This window comes from uncultured Parasphingopyxis sp., from assembly GCF_937129435.1.
Lineage (GTDB): Bacteria > Pseudomonadota > Alphaproteobacteria > Sphingomonadales > Sphingomonadaceae > Parasphingopyxis.
The window spans coordinates 1-18,249 of the sequence record NZ_CAKZNF010000023.1 but is presented as its reverse complement, the minus strand read 5'-3'; the positions used below and the strand labels follow the sequence as shown (position 1 = coordinate 18,249).

At 64.9% G+C, this 18,249-nt stretch carries 18 protein-coding genes; 2 read left to right on the top strand and 16 right to left on the bottom strand.

Features of this window, described 5'->3' with window-relative positions; all coding sequences use genetic code 11:
* Positions 1-229 precede the first annotated feature (229 nt).
* On the top strand, positions 230-1,483 hold the full coding sequence (locus Q0139_RS04370; RefSeq protein WP_298018029.1) for a cell wall hydrolase: 1,254 nt from the start codon (positions 230-232) through the stop codon (positions 1,481-1,483).
* A 199-nt stretch (positions 1,484-1,682) separates the two neighbouring features.
* Here the strand turns inward: Q0139_RS04370 and Q0139_RS04365 are convergent, their stop codons facing one another.
* The 9 genes from Q0139_RS04365 to truB form a co-directional block, all read right to left on the bottom strand.
* A complete protein-coding gene (locus Q0139_RS04365; RefSeq protein WP_298018026.1) occupies positions 1,683-2,201 on the bottom strand; it encodes a TIGR02281 family clan AA aspartic protease in 519 nt (172 codons plus the stop codon).
* A gap of 88 nt (positions 2,202-2,289) precedes the next feature.
* The gene (locus Q0139_RS04360; protein WP_298018023.1) at positions 2,290-2,526 is read right to left on the bottom strand and encodes a hypothetical protein; all 237 of its coding nucleotides are present in this window, start codon (positions 2,524-2,526) and stop codon (positions 2,290-2,292) included.
* Between the two features lie 112 nt (positions 2,527-2,638).
* On the bottom strand, positions 2,639-3,826 hold the full coding sequence (locus Q0139_RS04355; protein WP_298018020.1) for a hypothetical protein: 1,188 nt from the start codon (positions 3,824-3,826) through the stop codon (positions 2,639-2,641).
* A gap of 111 nt (positions 3,827-3,937) precedes the next feature.
* Positions 3,938-4,348, bottom strand: a complete 411-nt coding sequence (locus tag Q0139_RS04350) for a hypothetical protein (RefSeq protein ID WP_298018017.1) — start codon at positions 4,346-4,348, stop codon at positions 3,938-3,940.
* 230 nt (positions 4,349-4,578) lie between these two features.
* Positions 4,579-5,286: a LuxR family transcriptional regulator gene (locus tag Q0139_RS04345; protein WP_298018015.1), complete on the bottom strand. Its 708-nt coding sequence runs from the start codon at positions 5,284-5,286 to the stop codon at positions 4,579-4,581.
* A 207-nt stretch (positions 5,287-5,493) separates the two neighbouring features.
* The gene (locus Q0139_RS04340) at positions 5,494-5,958 is read right to left on the bottom strand and encodes a hypothetical protein (protein WP_298018012.1); all 465 of its coding nucleotides are present in this window, start codon (positions 5,956-5,958) and stop codon (positions 5,494-5,496) included.
* 106 nt (positions 5,959-6,064) lie between these two features.
* Positions 6,065-8,344, bottom strand: coding sequence for a polyribonucleotide nucleotidyltransferase (gene pnp / locus Q0139_RS04335; RefSeq protein WP_298018009.1), 2,280 nt, complete (start codon positions 8,342-8,344; stop codon positions 6,065-6,067).
* A gap of 290 nt (positions 8,345-8,634) precedes the next feature.
* Positions 8,635-8,904: a 30S ribosomal protein S15 gene (gene rpsO / locus Q0139_RS04330; RefSeq protein ID WP_298018006.1), complete on the bottom strand. Its 270-nt coding sequence runs from the start codon at positions 8,902-8,904 to the stop codon at positions 8,635-8,637.
* Positions 8,905-8,992: 88 nt separating this feature from the next.
* The gene (truB, locus tag Q0139_RS04325) at positions 8,993-9,958 is read right to left on the bottom strand and encodes a tRNA pseudouridine(55) synthase TruB (RefSeq protein WP_298017999.1); all 966 of its coding nucleotides are present in this window, start codon (positions 9,956-9,958) and stop codon (positions 8,993-8,995) included.
* A 107-nt stretch (positions 9,959-10,065) separates the two neighbouring features.
* Here truB and Q0139_RS04320 point away from each other — a divergent pair, with 107 nt between their 5' ends.
* The gene (locus Q0139_RS04320) at positions 10,066-11,691 is read left to right on the top strand and encodes an AbgT family transporter (protein ID WP_298017996.1); all 1,626 of its coding nucleotides are present in this window, start codon (positions 10,066-10,068) and stop codon (positions 11,689-11,691) included.
* 18 nt (positions 11,692-11,709) lie between these two features.
* Here Q0139_RS04320 and Q0139_RS04315 read toward each other — a convergent pair whose 3' ends face one another.
* The 7 genes from Q0139_RS04315 to Q0139_RS04285 form a co-directional block, all read right to left on the bottom strand.
* Positions 11,710-12,267, bottom strand: a complete 558-nt coding sequence (locus Q0139_RS04315; RefSeq protein WP_298017994.1) for a GNAT family protein — start codon at positions 12,265-12,267, stop codon at positions 11,710-11,712.
* Between the two features lie 32 nt (positions 12,268-12,299).
* Positions 12,300-12,686: a DUF6491 family protein gene (locus Q0139_RS04310; protein WP_298017991.1), complete on the bottom strand. Its 387-nt coding sequence runs from the start codon at positions 12,684-12,686 to the stop codon at positions 12,300-12,302.
* Between the two features lie 55 nt (positions 12,687-12,741).
* A complete protein-coding gene (gene rbfA / locus Q0139_RS04305; protein ID WP_298017988.1) occupies positions 12,742-13,125 on the bottom strand; it encodes a 30S ribosome-binding factor RbfA in 384 nt (127 codons plus the stop codon).
* Positions 13,126-13,446: 321 nt separating this feature from the next.
* Entirely contained in the window at positions 13,447-13,827 is a 381-nt protein-coding gene (locus Q0139_RS04300; protein WP_298017985.1) for a hypothetical protein, read from the bottom strand.
* A 12-nt stretch (positions 13,828-13,839) separates the two neighbouring features.
* Positions 13,840-16,374: a translation initiation factor IF-2 gene (infB, locus tag Q0139_RS04295; RefSeq protein WP_298017982.1), complete on the bottom strand. Its 2,535-nt coding sequence runs from the start codon at positions 16,372-16,374 to the stop codon at positions 13,840-13,842.
* Complete coding sequence (locus tag Q0139_RS04290) at positions 16,374-17,054, bottom strand: DUF448 domain-containing protein (protein WP_298017979.1); 681 nt, start codon at positions 17,052-17,054, stop codon at positions 16,374-16,376. The genes infB and Q0139_RS04290 overlap by 1 nt, the downstream gene beginning before the upstream one ends.
* A gap of 186 nt (positions 17,055-17,240) precedes the next feature.
* The coding region (locus tag Q0139_RS04285; protein WP_298017976.1) for a transcription termination/antitermination protein NusA at positions 17,241-18,249 on the bottom strand (1,009 nt) is incomplete at its 5' end.

Genomic DNA, 18,249 nt, shown 5'->3' with positions numbered 1-18,249 from the left:
AGATTTTGTCAGACTCGACCTTTCGGTCGAGCGCCGCACCAGCCCACACCCCCTCCCGACCTCCCACGAGAGTATCCTGAATGGGAGGTCGGGAGGGGGTGTGGGCTGGTGCGGCGATTTTACGTCAGGAAAATTCTGACAAACTGAATCCCGATTAACCATCTATTATCGTTATTTATTCCCGAATTCGCGCTAGCCCGGCCCGTGCTTACCCATGGGAGGGCAGCGCTTGGACACGGCCGATACCGCATTGCCCCGCTGGATGCAGGGCGACTGGAGCGACGCGATCCCGCTCAAGGCGGAGATGCGCGTCGATGCGCGCGTGCGCGAAGCCGAAGCAGCAACCCCGTCGGTTGAGTCCAAACGGACGGCAACTGCGACCCAAACCGCTCCGATACAGCCTCATTCCACGTCGCCCCAAGTGCGCCGTTTCCACGGCCCGATTGCGGGGCTCGCGGCGCTCCTTCTCGCCGCCGCTGCGTTCCTGCTGCTGGCCGCGCAGGGTATCGCCTCGCCCGAGCGCGGACTGACCGTCGCGCTCCCCGACCCGCAGGACATGCCCGAGATCGCGCTGGCCGCGATGGACTCTGGCGATCCCGAAGGCCTGCTGACGCCGTCCGAAGCATTGACGCTGAGCCCGGAAGAGGCCGCTGCCGTGCGTGAGGCGATCCAGGCCGATCTGGGGCGGGACGGCTATGACGGACCGCGGCCGCAGGGCATAGCCTTTCGTGCCGCCACTGCCGCTGACCGCGAACGGGCGCTGCAGTGCCTCACCCAGGCGATCTATTACGAGGCGGGGCTCGAGCCCGAGGCCGGCCAGCGCGCCGTGGCGCAGGTGATCCTCAACCGGGTTCGCCATCCCGACTATCCGAACAGCATCTGCGGCGTCGTCTATCAGGGCAGCGAACGCAGCACCGGGTGCCAGTTCACCTTCACCTGCGACGGGGCCCTCGCCAGAACACCGGCGGCATCGATCTGGGCCCGGGCGCGGCGCTATGCGGCCGAGGCGATTGACGGGCGCGCGTTCGGCGATGTCGGCTATGCGACACACTACCACACCTTCGAGGTCTGGCCCTATTGGGGACGGCGGCTGACGATGACGAACATGATCGGCCGGCACATCTTCCATCGCCTGCGCGGGCGGGGCAGCGATCCGGGCTTCTTCACTCAGCGTTATTCGGGCCGCGAGTCCGGGCCGCGCCCGTGGCGCCCGCGTCCGGCCGAGGAAGCCGTTGCCGCGGCGGACATGCCGGTCGCCGACGGTGCGAGCGGCAGCCCGACCGAGGAGGCGCTGGAGATGGCGCGCGCGACGGACAATCTGCCGCCGGCGCCGGTCGCGCGGTCTTCGCGTCAGGAGCGAACGCAGGTTGCCGAGGCGGCCGAGCCCAACAACCTGCCGCGCAGTGGTGTGATTGCCGGGACGCTGCCGGAATCGACGGTGCGGCCGGAATTCAGGAACAGCGGCCGCTGGATCGGGGATTGAGGTAGGGATTCGCTTTCTACGCGCTCACCCTGAGCGCAAATGGGTGGGGCGTATTTGTTTGTCAGACTCGACCTAGCGGTCGAGCGCCGCACCAGCCCACTCCCCCACCCGACCTCCCACAGCGTATCCTGAATGGGAGGCCGGGTGGGGGAGTGGGCTGGTGCGGCGATTTCGCGTCAGCGAAATTCTAACGGAAAAGTCACCTCATCCGGATCTGATCGCCTGCGATCTCGACGCTCTCCACGCGGCTCAGAAAACTCTGCCCGATCAGCGATACCGTCATCGGCTCCTCGGCGATCATGGCCGGGACATTGTCGACGCTCAGCGATCCGACGGCCAGCCGGTTCAGCGTCACGGGCTTCAGCCGCACGATGCCGCCCGCCGTGTTCGCACGCGCGGTGAATTCGGACTCATGCGCGGTGAAGCCGATCCGTTCGGCATCGACAGGATTGAGGATGACCATGCTGGCGCCGGTATCGACCATCATCCGGACGGGTGCATCGTTGACGCGCGCCTCGGCATAGAAATGGCCGTCGGGCGCGCGAGTGGCCGTGAACTGGCCGCTATCGGATGAAAGCGAGGCGCGCGCATCGGGCGAAGCGGTGATGGCCGTTTCGCTGGTCGAACCGTCTGCCAGCCCGGTGTCGTTTGCACCGGCATCGAAAAGCAGGGCGCTGGCGAGCAGCAACCCGCCGATCATGAGAACGAATTTTTCCATCCGGCTCCCTCGTTTCGCCGGCACAGGGCCTTGGCGTTCGGGAGCCGGAGCTTAGCGCGGCAAGGTTAAATCCTGCTTGCCGCGTTCATCAGGCGGCGAGCGGGGCGTAACGGTCGGTCTTGCCGCGTGCGCGGACGAGGCCGGCACCGTTCATCTGACCGCCCTGGAGCGGCACCGGGGTGCCGCAAAAGGCGCATTCGGCGCTGGCGCGTCCGACGATCCATTGCTGCTGGCCGCAGCCGGGGCAGTGGTTCGTCTCATGCTTGCGATAGACCATGCGATAGCCCATCGGCGCGAATTTGAACGCTTCATGGTCGTGATACATCGGTCTTCTCCTTCATGTTCCTGCGATGGAACGTTCTGGAGTATCGATGAACCGAGATGAACGCGCTGTGACCGGCGGCACCGAAATCGTGGTTAAGACCGCCGGTTTCACGTCAATCGGGGCGACGGCGCGGCCGATCATTGCCCGGGCGCTGGGTCGCACGCTGCGGCCGGGCGGGCGGATCGGCGCGCTGGGGTGCCGAGTTTGCGGCGGGTTGCGGCGCCGGTGCGGGCTGAGGCGTGGCGCGTTGCTGCATGGCCGGGCGCGCGGGCGCGGGCTGCGGTGCCGCGCGTTGCTGAACGGCCGGCCGGGCGGGGCGGGACTGAGCGGGCACCGGGCGCGCTTCGCGCTGGACAGGGGCCGGACGCGTCCGCTGCGGCCGCTCCTGCGTCATGGTCGGACGACCGGGCCGCGTCGGGGTCGCGCGCGGCCGGGCGGGAGCCTGGCGTGCGGCCGGTGTCTGCCGGTCGCGGGTGCCACGCTGGCGTGTGTCCTGCGCCGGCAACGTCATCGGTTCGGCTCGCGGCGGGCGTCGCGTGTTGCGAGCCGGATCTGGGCGCGGCTCAGACGTTTCGGGCCGCGCCATCGGCGGCCGAACCCTGCCGGGATTGCGTCCGGGATGGACCGCCACCGGTGCACTGGGCGCCGGCGTCACGGTGCCATTGTTGTTCGAGCCGCCCCTGTCGCGATCCGTCCGCCCGCGCCTGCCACCGCCGTCGCGGCGCTGGTCGCGCGCATTGTCGGGCCGTTGATCGCGATTGGCGCGGCGTCCGTCGCCGTCGCGCCGTCCGCTACGCTGTCCGGTGCCCATGCCGTCCGGCCGCTGGTCGCGGCGCGCGCGGCGTTCGCCGTCGTGCCGGCCGCGCCGGTCTCCGTCGCGCCAGTCGCCGCGCCGTTGGCGATGGCCCCGCCAATAGCGGCGCTGGGCCTCGTTCCAGCTGTGGCGGCGGCCTGCTCGATCGTAGATATAGGTGGAATAGCCGGGATAGTAGAAACCGCTATACCAGCCATAGGGCGCATAGCCGTCATAGATATAGACCGAGCCATAGCCAAAGCCCTGCCGCGCGATATAGCCCGCGTCGCGGCAGTCCTCGTAGAGATAGCCATCATAATCGTAACAGTCTTCGGGATAGCCATATTCGCCGTAATAGGCGTCATCGGCATAATAGCCGTCGTCATAGGCGCTCTGGCCGTAATATTTGTCGTCGTAATAGCCGCCCGAATAGCCGGGATAGGCGCACGCCGATAGGAGGCCGGCGGCACCCGCCAGAAGGACCAGCGATTTCACTTTCGGTGTCATGCGGGGGCGCTCCTTTGTCCCAACGTCGTGCGACTTGGCACAGGAGATAGGCATTTCGCATTGAACCGTGTCTGAACAGCGACGAACCGAAGCGTTCAGCTATGGGGCGCGTCAGAGGTTCGCGATGCTGCGTGCCAGCGCTTCGACGCGCGCATGGCCATCATCGGAAATGCAGGCGATCGGAATGCCGCTGACCGGGTTCATCGCATGCCATTCGGCAAAGCCGTTCTCGACAAGCTGCTTGACGATGGATTCGCAATAATCGGCATCCAGGCCGTTCGCGACGGCAATGCTGGCAAGCGGTGGGCGAACGCCTTCTTCGCGGGCGATATAGAGCGTCAGCAGGATTTCGATCGCCGGGTTGACGAACATGGGATGCCGCATATGGCGAGACCGCAACCTGCACATCTCGTGCAGATAGGCGACGATCGAGATGCAGCCGCCCGAACGGTCTTCCTCGTTGTCTTGCCGAGCGGCTGAAGTTTGCGCCGCCTGTTCGAAACGGTCGGTTCCATCGATCATATACGCACCCACTAATCGCTCTCGCACCGGTCAAGTGCGACAGAGCCGCGCCGTTCAGACGCACAAAGCCCTCTTCCTTGCGGGAAGAGTCTGACGATCCCCCTATTGATTGACGGGACGCGATCTGTCGGCCCGTCATGGGCAGCCCAGCGATCAATCCCGTAGCGGCGCAATAGGCGTAACATATTGAAAAGGCATGTCCCGCACCTGCGGGACGGGGGATAAATCGGCTAGGGCCGGATCAGGCCGTAGGCGATGCCGCGGATCGCGGCGCGCGTCCGGTCGGTCACGTCGAGCTTTTCGTAGATCCGCCGCAAATAGGTATCGACAGTATTGGCCGAGATATCGAGGATACCGGCGATGCTGCGGTTGCTCTTGCCCTGCGCGACCCAGAACAGGATCTGGTTTTCCCGATCCGAAAGCTGCGGCGGCTGCGCCTCGCCGAACCCCTTGAGTTCGCAATAGCGCTGATGCGCCATCTGGGCGATCGTCTGCATCTCGTAGATATTCTCCGGCGTGCTGTCGCCGCAATCCTCCGCCGTCACGACCTCGACGAAGCCGTTGCTGCCGCGCGGCCCGAAGACGGGGATGATAACGCCCTTGCCGAGATCATAGTCGCGGCACAGTTCGGCAAATCTCTCTTCCTGCGGGGACAACGGAAGACTGTCGCCAAGCTCCGCGCGGCAGAAAGGCCTGAAACGGTTCGTCGCCGCACGGACCGCCGGATCGTGGCGCCACAATTCCTCTTCGACATATTGGCTGACGAAGGAAAGCGGGAAGCCTTCCGATCGAATATCGCAATCGCGGCCGATATCGCCGGGCGGCGGGCGGAGCGCCAGCAGCCGCTCGGCGCCATGCCTTTTCAGCGCGGCGACCTCTGCCTTCCAAAGCGTATCCGGATCCTCGGAACGCCGAAAATGGAGCAACGCTTCTTGCACTGCGGCCTCTCCCGATCCCAGCGCAAGCGAAACTCAACTCTTCGTCCTGCAGCGCATCAGATATCACAATCCGCGGGTAGAGCCAAAACGGAGGATTCCGGTCGTGCTATTGTCGCAGATCGAAAAAATCGAAAAACGGCGGAAGGATGCCGCGTTCCTGCGGACGCAGACAGGACGTGCAAGACGATTGCGCTGGAGGATAGGGCGCTAGTTTTGCGGGTATTCGAGGGCGCAGGTACCGCCGCTGCAATCGACGACTTCCTCGATCATGTTCACGACCTCGCGCACCCGGTCGCAATTGTCATCCGGTTCGACACGAAGGGTCAGCGGCGGGGCAGGCACCATCGTCGCGGTAAGCTCCAGATACTGGCGAAGGGTTTCGAACGACACAGCTTCGCCATTCCAATCATACTGCCCGTCCGCGCCAAGGCCGACCGCGTTGGTGAGCGGATCCACTGGCGCCGCTGCGTCCCTAGCGGGCCAGGCGCGCATCTGGTTCAACATCGGGCAGGCTGCATCGGAAACCGGAAGCGCGGCGAGATCGATCGCTGTCTCGTCGGCTGTCGTTTCGGCCGCATCGGAAGACGTCGTCCCGTCGTCCGCCGCCTTGTCGGCTGAACAGGCGGCCAAGCCGGCAAAGGAGATTATCGCGATAAGAGGCACCGCTCGCATTGGCGCAATCTACACCAATCGCCCCATCGGCACCAATCGCTGCCAGCGCCAGGCAGAAAAAAGGGGCCCGCAAGCGGGCCCCTTTTCCTTTCAGTAGCGGACGGGCTTAGTCCTTGGTGATGAATTCGGGCAGATCGCCGCCTTCCTTGCCACCATCGGACTTGCCTTCGCCCCGGTCGCGGCGCGGGCCGCGGCCACGGCCGCCTCCGCCGCCGCGGGGACCGCGGTCTCCACCACGGCCGCCGCCGCCACCGCCGCGATTATTCTCGCGCGGCGGGCGGGCATCTTCCAGCTCTTCGCCGGTTTCCTGATCGACGACGCGCATCGACAGGCGAACCTTGCCGCGGCCGTCGATCTCGAGAACCTTGACCTTCACTTCCTGTCCTTCGGACAGTTCGTCGGACACCTTCTCGACGCGCTCGTTCTTGATTTCCGAAACGTGCACGAGGCCGTCCTTCTGGCCCATGAAGTTCACGAAAGCGCCGAAATCGACGATGTTGACGACCTTGCCGTCGTAGATCTTGCCGACCTCGGGCTCTTCGACGATGCCCTCGATCCACTTCTTCGCGGCTTCGATCTCGTTGATGTCGCTCGAGGAAATCTTGATGATCCCCTCATCATCGATATCAACCTTGGCGCCGGTTTCCGCGACGATCTCGCGGATAACCTTGCCACCCGTGCCGATGACGTCGCGGATCTTTTCCTTGTCGATCTGCATCGTTTCGATGCGCGGCGCATAGTCGCTCATCTCGGTGTTCACCGAGCTGATCGCCTTGGCCATCTCACCCAGGATATGCGCGCGGCCGCCCTTGGCCTGCTCGAGAGCGGACTTCATGATCTCTTCGGTGATACCGGCGATCTTGATGTCCATCTGGAGCGAGGTGATGCCCTGCTCGGTGCCGGCCACCTTGAAGTCCATGTCGCCGAGATGATCCTCGTCGCCGAGGATGTCGGACAGGACGGCGAAATCGTCACCCTCCAGAATAAGTCCCATGGCAATGCCCGAAACCGGGCGCTTGATCGGCACACCGGCATCCATCAGCGCCAGCGAGCTGCCGCAGACCGTCGCCATCGACGACGAGCCGTTGGACTCAGTGATGTCGGAGAGCAGACGGATCGTATAGGGGAACTCTTCCATATCGGGCAGCACCGGATGGATCGCGCGCCAGGCGAGCTTGCCATGGCCGGTCTCGCGGCGGCTGGTGAAGCCGAAGCGGCCCACTTCGCCGACCGAATAGGGCGGGAAGTTATAGTGCAGCATGAACGGCGAGTAGGAGAGGCCGTCCAGACCGTCGATCATCTGCTCGGCGTCCTTGGTGCCGAGCGTCGTGGTGACGATCGCCTGCGTTTCGCCGCGCGTGAACAGCGCGGAGCCGTGCGTGCGGGGCAGGAAATGGACCTGCGCCTCGATCGGGCGGACCTGATCGAGCTTGCGGCCGTCGATCCGGCTGCCGTCCTTCAGGATGGCGCCGCGAACGATTTCGGCTTCCAGCTTCTTGACCGCCTTGTTGGCCGCCATCTGCGTCTGGCCGTCTTCGTCGGCATAGGCTTCCTTGGCCTTGTCGCGCGCCGCGTTGAGCGCGTCGGACCGCTCGGACTTGTCGGTCAGCTTGTAGGCCGCCTCGATATCCTTGCCGATCATGTCGCGAAGCTTGGCCTTGATCTCGTCATTGCCTTCGGTCGAGGCGAGTTCCCAAGGTTCCTTGGCGGCCTGTTCGGCGAGATCGATGATCGCGTCGATGACCTTCTTCGATTCCTCATGCGCGAACATCACGGCGCCGAGCATGACGTCTTCGGACAGCTCCTTGGCTTCCGATTCGACCATCAGAACGGCGTTCTGCGTGCCTGCGACGACGAGATCCAGTTCGCCTTCGCCGACTTCCTCGCGGCTCGGATTCAGCTGATATTCGCCGTCCTTGTAGCCGACGCGCGCGGCGCCGATCGGGCCCATGAAGGGCAGGCCGGAAATGGTGAGCGCTGCCGAAGCGGCGACCATGGCGAGGATGTCGGGCTCGTTGACGCCGTCATAGCTGAGCACCTGGCAGATCACGTTGATCTCGTTGTAAAAGCCTTCGGGGAAAAGCGGGCGAACCGGGCGGTCGATCAGACGGCTGGTCAGCGTTTCCTTTTCCGTCGCGCGGCCTTCGCGCTTGAAAAAGCCGCCCGGAATGCGTCCGGCGGCCGAGAATTTTTCCTGATAGTGCACGGTCAGCGGGAAGAAGTCCTGCCCCTCGCGCACGCTCTTGGCGGCGGTGACGGCGCACAGCACCACGGTATCGCCGAGCTGCGCGAGCACCGCGCCGTCGGCCTGGCGGGCAACCTTGCCCGTTTCGAGGGTCAGCGTCTCGCCGCCCCATTGGGTTTCAACTTTCTTTACGTCGAACATTCGTTTTCTTCTTTCTTCCGGCCGGAACGCCCCATGCGCCCGGCGGCCAATGATGCGGACCGGATTGTCCGCGTGATGCGGGAGCCTCATTGCTCCCTTCGATCGAGGTCCTTCATCTCCGTTGGGCTGAGCTTGTCGAAGCCCTGCTTTTCTTTTTCTCGACCGTTCAAAGGTGAAGGACAGCCCTTCGACAAGCTCAGGGCAAACGGTGAGAAAACTGGTGCGGGAAGCGAAAGATCGCTGCCCTCAAATGCGAAAACGGCCCCACGAAGGAGGCCGCTTCCTGTAAACTATTTGCGAAGGCCGAGCTTCTTGATGAGGTCCTGATAGCGCCCCTCGTCCTTGCCGCGCAGATAGGCGAGAAGGTTGCGGCGCTTGTTGACCAGCATCAGCAGCCCGCGGCGCGAATGATGGTCCTTGTGATGGCCCTTGAAATGCTCGGTCAGGTTGACGATCCGTTCGGTAAGGATCGCGACCTGTACTTCCGGCGAACCCGTATCGTGTTCTTCGCGGGCATGTTCCTTGATCAGTTCCTGCTTGCGTTCGGCAGTGATCGACATCGCGTCATTCCTTTCGAGTCTTTGTGCGGGCAATCCCCCAAGGGGGCAGCCCGGATGTGTCCTGCGAACGCCCGTCGCCGGGCGAACGTCAGAGGTTGAATCCCCGCACGACCCGGATTTCGCCTTCGTCGCAATCGACGAGCGCAACCGGAACAGACTGGTCGGTTGCAAGGTGAAGGCCCTGGCTGGCGGGAAACCCGTCCAGACGCTGCCCCTGGCGGAGCTTTCGAGCCTGATCGGGAGTGACGGAGAGAGCCGGGATGTCGTCCAGCCCCGCCGTCAGTGGCAATAATGCCTGTTCAAGGGCGCGGCTCTTAGCGAGTTCGTCCAGTTTGTCCAGCGAAATCGCGCCTTCCAGCGTGAAAGGACCGGCCTTGATGCGGTGCAACATGGTGACGTGTCCGACCGTGTTCAAGGCGCGCGCGATGTCGCGGGCGAGGCTGCGGATATAGGTGCCCTTCGAAACATGGGCGGTGAGGGTGATTGCGCCAAGCTCCTCCCCTTCAGGGGAGGGGTTGGGGTGGGGGCTATCCGCAGGCGCCGCGCTAGAGTGAGAGTCCCCACCCCCGGCCCCTCCCCTGAAGGGGAAGGGTGAGAGTGATCGAACCGTCACCCGCCGCGTCTCGATCTCCACATCTTCGCCTGCCCGCATCCGCGCATAGGCCGGCTTGCCGTCGATCTTGAGCGCCGAATATTTGGGCGGCACCTGGTCGATCTCGCCGGTAAACGCCGGCAGGATCGCCTCGATCTCGGCCAGCGTCGGCCGCGCATCCGACGTCTCGACCACCTCGCCCTCGGCATCGAGCGTGTCGGTCTCCGCACCGAACGAGATCGTGAACGCGTACACCTTGTCGCTGTCGAGCATCCGCCCGGCGAGCTTCGTCGCCTCGCCGATCGCGATCGGAAGCACGCCCGACGCCAGCGGATCGAGCGTCCCGCCATGGCCGACCTTGTGCTTGCCATAGCCGCCCTGCCGCAGCGCGCGCTTCACGGCCGATACGCACGGCGTCGATCCGATGCCGACGGGCTTGTCGATGATCAACCATCCGTTCATCCGCGAGGCCGTAGCGCGCGGCAGAGAGGTTGTCAGCGGTCGGGGTTGGCGGTTTGCCGCGAAACCGTGCTAGGCGGTATGAAAATGTTGCGTAACGAATGGGTGGGATGATGGCGAACGAGGCGGCAAACGGCACGCAAAAGGGCCTTCTCGGCTGGGTCGAGCGGAGCGGCAACAAGCTTCCGGACCCCGTGTTCCTCTTCTTCTGGCTGATCGCCATTCTTGTCGTCATTTCCGTGGTCGCCAGCCTGATGGGCTGGTCGGCGCTGCATCCGACCGAGGTCGACGAGACGACGGGCGAAGCCTCGACGATCACCGCGGTCAGCCTCTTATCGGCGGAGAATATCCGCCGCCTCTGGGTCGAGATGCCCGCGACCTTCACCCATTTCCATCCGCTGGGCTATGTCCTCGTCGTCATGCTCGGCGCGGGTGTGGCGGAACGGGCCGGCCTGTTCGGCACGGCGATGCGCGCGGGCGTGCGCAACGCGCCGACCTTTCTGCTGACGCCGATCGTCTGCCTTGTCGGCATGATCGGCAACCTTGCCGCCGACGCCGCCTATGTCGTGCTGATCCCGCTGGCCGGCATCATCTTCCACGCCGCCGGGCGCCACCCGGTCGCCGGGATCGCCGCGGCGTTCGCAGGCGTTTCGGGCGGGTTTTCGGCGAACCTCGTTCCCGGGCAGCTCGATGCGCTGCTCTTCGGCATTACCGAGGCCTCGGTCGAGACCGTGTTCGGCGATTTCACCGCCAATATCGCGGGCAACTGGTATTTCATCGTCGGCATGACCTTCGTCTTCCTGCCGGTCATCTGGTTCGTGACCGACCGAATCATCGAGCCGCGGCTGGGCCGCTGGACGCCCGCCATGGCCGGTGACGCCGTTTCGCCCGAACAGGAAGGGCAGGCCGAAGGCAATCGCGATCTGAGCGCCGAGGAAAAAGCGGGCCTGCGCTGGGCGGGGCTCGCCGTGCTGTTCGTGGTCGGCCTCTGGCTGTTCTTCACCTTGGGGCCGGGGACGCCGCTGATCGACGAGACGGCGACGGCCGAGGCGCGGCTGACGCCCTTCTACCAGAGCCTCGTCGCGGGTTTCTTCCTGCTCTTTCTCCTCGCCGGCTGGGCCTATGGCAAGGCGGCGGGAACGATCGGCGACCATCGGGATCTGGTGAAGATGATGTCCGGCGCGATGGAGGATCTGGCCTATTATCTCGTTCTCGCCTTTGCCGCGGCGCATTTCGTCGCGATGTTCGCCTGGTCGAACCTGGGGCTGATCCTCGCCGTGCAGGGGGCCGATTTCCTCGGCAATTCGGGCCTGCCGGCCTGGGCATTGCTCGGCGCGATCGTGCTCGTCTCCGCGCTGCTCAATATCTTTGTGGGCTCGGCGAGCGCGAAATGGGCGTTGCTCGCGCCGGTGCTCGTGCCGATGCTGATGCTGCTCGGCATCTCGCCGGAGATGGCGACCGCCTCCTATCGCGTCGGCGACAGCGCGACGAACATCATCACGCCGCTGATGGTCTATTTCCCGCTGATCCTGATCTTTTGCCAGCGCTGGCAGAAGGATTTCGGTCTCGGCAGCCTCGCGGCGACGATGCTGCCCTATTCGATCGGGCTGCTCATCATCGGCGTGGTGATGACGATCGGCTGGGTCGCGCTCGACGTGCCGCTCGGGCCGGGTGCCGGGGTGTTCATCGAGGCGCCCGGCACAATGGCGCCGACCGGACCCGCGACGGCGCCTTAGGCTTCGCTCACGCCCGGCCTAGTGCTGCTGCCATTCGTTGGCGAGCAGGCCGAACACGGCCGTGTCGCGCACATAGCCGGTCCAGGTGACGCGGTTCTTGCGCAGCGTCCCTTCGTGCGTCGCGCCGAGCTTGGCGACGGCGGCCATGGAGCGGGTGTTGCGCGTGTCGATGCGAAATTCGATCCGGGTGAACCCGGCGGCCAGCGCATTGTCGATCATCAGCCGCTTGATCGTGCCGTTGAAGCCGGTGCCGCGGACCTGCGGCGCGATATAGGTGCCGCCGATCTCGACGACGCCGTCGCGTTCGACGGGGTCGATATAGCTCGAAATGCCGACGACTTCGCCCGCGTGGAGCACCGCATAGTTGATCCATTTGCCGGCATCGTGAAACCGCTCGCGCGCCTCCATGACGCGGTCGAAGTCGTCGCCGGTCATGTTGACCGGATAGATGTCCCAGATGTCGGGATCGGCGGCGCAGGCGGCGCGCAGGCCGTCATAATGGCGCGGGCCGAGCAGTTCGAGCCGTGCGTCATTGTCGGAGAGGGGCACCGCGAGTCGCTTTATCGAGCCGGTCATCGCCGACTCATGCCGTGCGGCCGGGGCGCGGTCTAGCCGTCCGGCGTCGCTTCCGCCTCAACGTCGGGATCGGGGATGGCGACAAGGCTGCGTACCGGGCAATTCTGGTCGCGCGTGACGATCGAGCTGAACCGGTCGAAGCTGCCACCGGCATTCGTTTCAAATCCCAGCGTCTCGGAAAAGCGCAGCCCGGAGCAACTGCCCATGAGATCGGCGCGATACCATTGGCCGCCGCCCGCCTCGATCAGCACGACATCGCGCGAAGGCGTGCGCCAGTTGCGGATCGTCCGGTCGGCAAAGGGGATGCGCGCCTGTTCGGTACTATCGATGGCGACTTCGCCGGTCTGTGCTGTCGCCGGTGCGGCGAAAGCGGCGGCGGCCGCGAGCGGAATTGAGGATAGGAAGAGAGGTCGTGTCATGAACTGCTTGTAGCAGGGTCGCGCTGAACGGGGGCTGAGCGAGCCCGCCACCCGCCTATTCCTCTTCGTCGAGGTCGCGGGCGATTTCGGGGGAGCGGAGTAGCTGGTCGATCTTGCCGCCCTCGTCGAAACTTTCGTCGAGCACAAAGCGCAGGTCGGCGGCATATTTGGTGTTCACGCGCTTGGCGACTTCGCCGCGCAAATAGCGGCCATTGCGCTTCAGCGCCTTGAGCACCTCCTGCTCGTCGCCGCCGAGCAGCGGTTTCACATAGACCGTGGCGTGGCGCAGGTCCGGCGTCATCCGGACCTCGGTCACGCTCGTCATATGGCTGGCGAGGACATCGTCATGGACGTCGCCGCGCGAGAGGATTTCGGACAGCACATGGCGCACGCGTTCGCCGACGCGCAGCACACGGACCGATTGGGTTTCTTCCGTCATGGGCGCGATATAGGACATCCTCCCCGGAACGGGGAGGGGGACCTCACGTACTGTGGTGAAGGGGGTGTGCCACAAGACGCGCCGCCAAGTGGATCGCCCTCTCCGTCAGTCCTGCGGGCTGCCACCTCCCCGTACCGGGGAGGAATGCGCTAGGCTATTTCTTGCCGCCCTTGTCGACGGGCTTGCCCTTGTCGCCGCCTTTGTCGACGGGCTTGCCGCCCTTGTCCACCGGCTTGCCGCCACCTTTCTTATCGCCCATTTCAGACTCTCCTTGCGTTGGAATAGCGAGCCTAGGCGGCGCGCGATGTTTCGGCAATTGTCTTAGTGCTCCGGCTGCAGCCATCCCTCGCGCAACCCTACTTCCCACAACGAACCTTGCGTGCGGCGCATTTCATACGTCCGGGTCGGCGAATATTCAGACTGAGGCAAGACCAAGGTGGCAGTCGAGTGGCCGCAAACAACGACAATCTCCGACCCGTCCGCTTGATCTGTGACGGTTACGCTGCCCGAGTCCCAATGAACTGCCGGCGATTGAATACTTCCGAAATCCGAAAATAAGACTTCGGCGTAATCGGGAGCCTGCCTGACCCTGAGGCCGATAGAAACGGAAAACGAGTCAGCCCGGTGGACGAAATCGCCCAGGCAAGGATGCTCAGTGCCGCCCGAGTCTAGCGCTAAAGCAGCAATGACCAACCCGATCATTGACCCGTTTCCCTACAGCGTCCGCTCGCGTTCCTCGACCTCGAAGACCTCGAGCGTATCGCCGGCCTTCACGTCGTTCGTATCCTCGAGCACGACGCCGCATTCGAGGCCCGAACGGACCTCGTCGACATCGTCCTTGAAGCGGCGCAGCGAGGCGATGACGGTCGCGCTGACGATCACGTCGTCGCGCATCAGGCGCGTATTCAGCCCCTTGCGGATGAAGCCCTCGGTGACGAGCAGGCCCGCCGCCTTGTCCTTCTTGCCCGCCGGGAACACTTCCTTGACCTCGGCACGGCCGACCACGGTTTCGATGCGTTCGGGGCCGAGTTCGCCGGCCATTTCCGCCTTCACCTCGTCGATCAGGTCGTAGATCACGTCGTAGAAACGCATCTCGACGCCATCGCGCTTGGCGATCTCGCGCGCCTTGGCGTTGCCGCGAACGTGGAAGCCGATGATCGGCACGTTCGAGGCCGAAGCCAGGGTGACGTCGCTTTCGGTGATGCCGCCGACGCCCGCATGCAGCACGCGGACCTTGATATCGTCGGTCGAGACTTTTTCCAGGCTGCCCACAATCGCTTCGACCGACCCTTGGGTGTCGGCCTTGATGACCACCGGGAATTCGATCGCGGCTTCCTCGCCCATGGCCGAGAACATGTTCTCGACCGAGGTCGGCGCCTGCGTCGTGCGCTGGCGCTTGATGACGTCGGCGCGATAGGCGGCGACTTCGCGGGCGCGTGCCTCGTCCGGGACCACGGTCAGCGGATCGCCGGCCGAGGGGACGCCCGACAGGCCCAGCACTTCCACGGGGACGGACGGCCCGGCCACCTTCACCTGCTGGCCCTTGTCGTCGATCATCGCGCGGACCTTGCCGCTTTCGGCGCCGACGACGAAGATATCGCCGGTCTTCAGCGTGCCGCGGCTGACGAGGATCGTCGCGACCGGGCCGCGGCCCTTGTCGAGCTTCGCCTCGACCACCGTGCCTTCGGCCTGGCGGTCGGGATTGGCTTTCAGCTCGAGCAGTTCGGCCTGCAGCTCGATCTTTTCGAGAAGATCGTCGAGCCCGGTCCTCTTGAGCGCCGAAATCTCGACGTCCTGCACATCGCCCGACATTTCCTCGACGATCACCTCATGCTCGAGCAGGCGCGTGCGGACGTTCGTCGCATCGGCGCCCTCGGCGTCCATCTTGTTGATCGCGACGATCATCGGGACACCGGCCGCCTTGGTGTGATTGATGGCCTCGATCGTCTGCGGCATGATCCCGTCATTCGCCGCGACGACGAGCACGACGATGTCGGTCACGTTCGCGCCGCGCGCGCGCATTTCGGTGAACGCCTCATGGCCCGGCGTATCGAGGAAGGTCAGCTTCGACCCGTCCTTCGTCTCGATCTGATAGGCGCCGATATGCTGCGTGATGCCGCCCGATTCGCCGGCGACGACATCGGTGCCGCGCAGCGCGTCGAGAAGGCTCGTCTTGCCGTGATCGACATGCCCCATGATCGTGACGACCGGCGGGCGGGACTGCAGATCCTCGTCCTTGTCCTCTTCGCCCTCGATGCCGAGTTCGACATCGCTTTCGGAAACGCGCTGGATTTTGTGGCCGAATTCCTCGACCAGCAGCTCGGCCGTGTCCTGGTCGATCGTCTGGTTGACGGTAACGGCCATGCCCATTTTAAACAACGATTTGACGAGGTCGGCGCCCTTCTCCTCCATCCGCTTGGCGAGTTCGCCGACAGTGATGGCTTCGGGCACGACGACGTCGCGCGCCTTTTTCGGCTGCGAGGGATCGGCGCCGTGCGAGCGCTTTTCCTTGTCCTTTTCGCGGGAGCGCTTGAGCGCCGCGAGCGAACGGGCGCGCGGATCGCGGTCGCCATCGCGCAGCGCGCGGTTGACGGTCAGCTTCGAGCGTTCCTTGCGATCGTCGACGACCCGGCGGCCGCCGCTGCCTTCATCCTTCTTCTTCTTGTCGCGCTTGGGCTTTGCGACCGGCGTAAAGGCGCGCGGGGCCGGGCGGTCGGCGTCGCGGGAAAGTCCCTTGGCGGCGGCTTCCACCTCGGCAGGGTCGGCAATGTCGGCCTCGACCGCCGCTTCGGCTTCGGCTTCGGCCTCGGCGGCTTTCTTTTCCTCTTCCTCGGCCTTGCGGTTCTCGTCGGCGCGGCGGGCTTCTTCCTCGCTCTGCTTCTTCTTCGCCTCGTCCTCGCGGCGGCGCGATTCTTCGAGCTGCGCCAGGCGGGCTTCCTCGGCTTCGCGGAGCAGCTTTTCCTGCCGCTCCTTGCGGCTCAACGTCTCGTCGGCCTCGCTCTGCTTCTTCGCGGCAGGCGCGGGCGCGGGGGCCGGCGCGGCAGGCGCAGGAGCGGGCCCTTCTTCTTTCGCCTCTTCGGCGGGTGCAGGGGCGGGCGTTTCACCGGGCTTGGTGAGCACGCGGCGCTTCTTGCGCTCGACCACGACCGTGTTCTTGCGGCCATGGCTGAACTGCTGCTGCACCTTCCCCTCGACCGTGCGCTTCACGCCGAGTGTCTTGGTGCCGAGAGTCTTCTTTTCGTCGCTCATTACTGCCCTTTATTCTCTTCCGTCATGGCCGGGTTGCCCTGCGAGCCGGTCCCGCAGGGTTCGGTCAGATCACCCGGTCCCAAAAAATTCATCCAGCGCGAGACCGCGCCTGATACACGTTTCGCGGCCCGTTCGTCCACAACCGCGATATGGACGACGTTTTCGCGCCCCAAAGCGGCCCCCAATATGGTGCGATCGGCCGGAATAACCAGCCCCCGCACGTCGGAACCCTCCATGTCGAGTCCGACGCGCAACGCCTGATCCAGTTTGCGCCGTCCGTCCTCGGCGGAGTCGGCGGCGTGCAGCAACAGGGCCACGGCGCCGCCGCGCGCCGCCTCGCGGATCCGTTCCGATCCGGTGATCACGGTTCCGCCGCGCGATTCCAGCCCGATCCGGTCGAGCGCCGTGCGTTCGAGAGCGGCCGCGGTGCGTTCGGCAAGGTCGTCGGGAATGGCGAGGTCGCCGGTCTTGAAGGCCCGCGACAGCGCGCCGCGCAGCTTGCCCTTGGCGAGCGCGGTTTCCAGCGCGTCGCGATCGACACCGATCCATGCGCCGCGCCCGGGTGCCTTGGCACGGACATCGGGCAGCACGCTGCCGTCCGGCCCCAAAGCGAGCCGGATCAACTGTTCCTGCGGCGCGGCCTCGCGCGTCAGGATGCAGGTGCGGACGGGCGCGGTCATGATCCGCCCCTCCTCTTCAAAGGAGGGGAAGGGGGTGGTGACGGAGAAGCAGGCTCGATGCCCGCTTCGCAGTTCTGCAAAGCAGAGAGCCGTCGGGGGTATCGAACCCCCTCCGTCTCACACCACCCTTGCATCCCTCCTCTGAAGAGTAGGGAGAATGTCTCGAAACTGCCGGAAGCTACCGTCTCATTGGGAGGATTCCGCATCAGCGTCCTCCCCTGCGTCGGCCGCGTCGGCGGCCGGCGTTTCTTCTTCGTCCTCGGACCCCGACGCGGATGCGTCATCATCTTCAAACCAATGCGCGCGGGCGGCCATGATGATCTCATTGCCCTGCTCTTCGGTAAAGCCATAGGCGCCGAGCACGCCGCCCTTGTCCTCGCTCCGCTTCGAAGGCGCCTGGTCGCGGCGGCGCGGTTCGGCGCGCTTCTTCTCGATCAGTTCATCGGTGGCGAGATCGGCGAGGTCGTCGAGCGTCTTGATGCCCGCTTCGCCGAGCGTCACCAGCATCGCTTCGGTGAGGTAAGGCATGTCGATCAGCGCATCGTCGACGCCGAGCTCCTTGCGGCGTTCGCGCGCGGCTTCCTCGCGCTTTTCGAGCGCTTCGACGGCACGCGACTGAAGCTCGGTCGCGATGTCCTCGTCGAGGCCTTCGATTACCGCGATCTCGGCCGGGTCGACATAGGCGACCTCTTCCAGCTCGCTGAACCCTTCGGCAACGAGCAGCTGCGACAGCGTTTCGTCGACGTCGAGCTCGTTCTGGAACATGTCCGAGCGCGCCATGAATTCGGCCTGGCGGCGTTCGTTCGATTCGTCCTCAGTCATGATGTCGATCGCCGAGCCGGTGAGCTGGCTGGCGAGGCGGACATTCTGGCCGCGGCGGCCGATGGCGAGGGAGAGCTGGTCCTCGGGCACGACGACCTCGATCCGGTCCTCTTCCTCGTCGAGCACGACGCGCGCGACCTGTGCGGGCTGCAGCGCGTTGACGACGAAGGTCGCGAGGTCCTCGGACCACGGGATAATGTCGATTTTCTCGCCGTGCATTTCCTGCACGACCGCCTGAACGCGGCTGCCCTTCATGCCGACGCACGCGCCGACCGGGTCGATCGAGCCGTCATGCGAGATGACGCCGATCTTGGCGCGGCTGCCCGGATCGCGGGCGGCGGCCTTGATCTCGATGATGCCGTCGTAGATTTCG